Annotated in this window: 1 protein-coding gene and 1 pseudogene; both read left to right on the forward strand. The window is 75.9% G+C overall.

Annotated features, from left to right (window positions below):
* A partial coding sequence (locus G3I65_RS12070; RefSeq protein WP_203612361.1) for a hypothetical protein occupies positions 1-506 on the forward strand: 506 nt, incomplete at its 5' end.
* A pseudogene (locus tag G3I65_RS12075) lies at positions 499-982 on the forward strand (ATP-binding protein); the annotation flags it as partial. The gene G3I65_RS12070 and the pseudogene G3I65_RS12075, both read left to right, overlap by 8 nt.

Consider the following 982-nt stretch of genomic DNA (forward strand, 5'->3'; position numbering starts at 1 on the left):
TCGTCCGCGACGGCGCGCTCCCGCCGTCGGCCCTGCGCGACCTGGCCGCGGGCGGCGTCCGGTTCCTCACCGACGCGCGCCCGCTGCGCGACGACCCGCTGACGCGCGTGCGGTGGAAAACTCCACTGTGGACGACCGGCGGCGTCGAACCCCGCCTGGCCGCGCGGTTTTCCGCCGAGCGCCTGGACGAGCTGGTCCGGGTCCTGTTCGTCGAGCACCGGGCCGTGCCGCTGGCGGCGGACCGCGCCCTGGAGCACAGCGTCTCGCTGGCGGCGTCGCTCGCGCTGGGCATGATCGCCTGGCAGCTGTGGGAAGGGGACTCGCCGGTGCGGGCCTTGACGACGTTCGCCGACCTGGAAGCCACGGTCCGGTTCACCCGGGACGCGGTGCGCGTGAAGCTCCCCTTGGGGCGCCGCCACACGGACCTGTGGCGGGGCGGCGCGCTCACCGACGTACCCGACGTGGTCTGGCTGGGCGGCCGGACCCTGACCTTCTCCGGTGGCTGACGTGAACGGGCCCGCGGTCGAGCACCTCCGGGTACGCCTGGCGGAACTGCACCACGCGCTGCGCGGCGCCGTCGCCCGGCAGGCCGAAGCCGCGGCGGTGCTGACGCGCCCGGACCTGACCCCGTTCTGCGTGACCGACGAGCAGGTCGACGCGCTGCTCGACCGCGTGGACGCCTTCGCCGAGGGGATGACCGAGCCGCCGTCCCCGGCCCGGCAGGCCCCGGAGTCCGAGCAGCACCTGCGGCGGCTGGCCGCGGCGCGCGGCGTCACGCTCCCGCTGGACGCCCTCGCGACCCGGTACGGCCTGTCCCGGGACGAGCAGGACGCGCTGCTGCTGGTGGCCGCGCCCGAGCTGGACCCCGGCTACGAGCGCGTCTACGCCTACATCGTGGACAACCTCAACCGGCGGGCGCCGTGCGTGGAACTGCTGGTCACGGTGATCGCCCAGACCCCGCCGGACCGGCTGGCCCTGCGGC

Source organism: Amycolatopsis sp. SID8362 (assembly GCF_010550475.1).
GTDB lineage: Bacteria > Actinomycetota > Actinomycetes > Mycobacteriales > Pseudonocardiaceae > Amycolatopsis > Amycolatopsis eburnea.